We start from the raw sequence: 1542 nt of genomic DNA on the forward strand, positions 1-1542 counted from the left end.
ACTTGTCATTCAGTTGATAGTGTTTTGCTGTTGAATCGAGAAATTGATACAGCCCCCCTGCACTGCTGTTCTTATTTCTTGCATTTGGATTACCATTACTTTCTATCATAGCAACACGTTCAAGAAAGCTTTCTGGCAAACCATATTTTTGTGCTGCCTGTGAGATAGCACGCTTCACATTGGGATGAAAATTGATCATTAGTTTATAACCGTTCTATCAGCACTGCTATTCAAAAGAATGCCAAGAAAATTGAAGAATTTTGTGTGATCTTCTTTGGTTATTAAGCGTTTCTTTTCTGCTTCATGAAACTTCTTAATTAATTCAACGGCTTTTTCTCTTGCTAACCCAAAATCTTCTTTTTCCCGTGCTGTTATGAGAGCCGCAATATCTCTCTCAGTCTCTCTATGCACTCCTAAGAGTTTGCGTCCCCATTCTCTTGCTAAAGTTTTCAGGGTTGTCTTGATTAGATGAATCTTTCCTCCAATCGCAGCGTCTTCTATAGCCTTTTCTTCTACTTCACCCATATGGTTTGGCAATCGTGCAAAAAGTTTTGTTCTTTCCACTTCTGGTCGCAACACTTTCATAAGTTGCTTGGCTTTGTCCTCACCAAAACTCTGCCGTAATTTTTCTTGACCATTCTGCGTGTCAAACAAACTCAAAAGATTGTGGTCAAAATTCTGTGCATTGCCTGCCGCATCCTCTAGTTGCGACCGGATACCTTTTTGAAAAGCCTCTTTTTCCATCAACCCAAAATGTGAAAGTTGTCTGTTGATTGTATCAAGATCAACACTCTTATTCAGTGCTTTTTTTCCTTGCTCCAAAGCATTACCGATAGTACGCTCGTCATAATAAATTTTCCGTGCCTTAATATATTCTGGAGATGATGTATCCAAAACGTCCAGAATGCGTTGTTTGAAATCAGTCAAATCTCGAGCATATCCCCATTTTCCTTTGATACGTGCAGACTTAATTTGATCATCCAAAACCTCTTTCATCTTATGTAAAATTCGCATATTCAGCTTTGGATATCCATTGCTCCCTATAACTGTTGCATCCGCTTCATTTGGCATTTGCGCAATTGCTTTTTTATAGGCTTTTTGGAAGACAGGAGTTTCTTGCAACCGCGATAAATCTTTACTGACAGCATTAGAAATGGGAGAAGCTTTCGCCCTCTCATAAAATGGTTCAGCCTTTTTCTGTGCTTGTTTGATAATCTCTTGCTTTAAATCAAGCGTATCTACTTTTGGACCCATCACATCTGTCAACGCATCCTTTACCCGCAGTGCACTCGCATCTTGTCTTTCATTCAAACGATTACTTATGAGCGAATAAGTATCATGGTCTTTTTTTGCTGCCTTAAAAGCTCTTGTAGCAAGCCCATCGTGAAGATCAATAATCATTGAATCAGGACCACGCTGTTTTAATGCCCTTTCAAGCTTATCAACACCTTCATCCCCTAAAGTCTGGCTTACATCCCTAAGCGCTCTATCGCTTACCTGAAATGCTTCTTTTTCTGGCATTAGCGCTGCTTTTGCTGCCAT

Annotated in this window: 1 protein-coding gene and 1 pseudogene; both read right to left on the reverse strand. The window is 39.6% G+C overall.

The features are described 5' to 3' along the window. Nucleotides 1–199: transglycosylase SLT domain-containing protein (locus tag ACFIL8_RS10120; RefSeq protein WP_375689659.1), on the reverse strand; the 199-nt coding region annotated here is incomplete at its 3' end. Then, nucleotides 199–1542, reverse strand: a pseudogene (locus ACFIL8_RS10125) (hypothetical protein); the annotation flags it as partial. The gene ACFIL8_RS10120 and the pseudogene ACFIL8_RS10125, both read right to left, overlap by 1 nt.

It is taken from the genome of Bartonella sp. AP57NXGY, from assembly GCF_042195805.1.
Taxonomy (GTDB): Bacteria; Pseudomonadota; Alphaproteobacteria; order Rhizobiales; family Rhizobiaceae; genus Bartonella.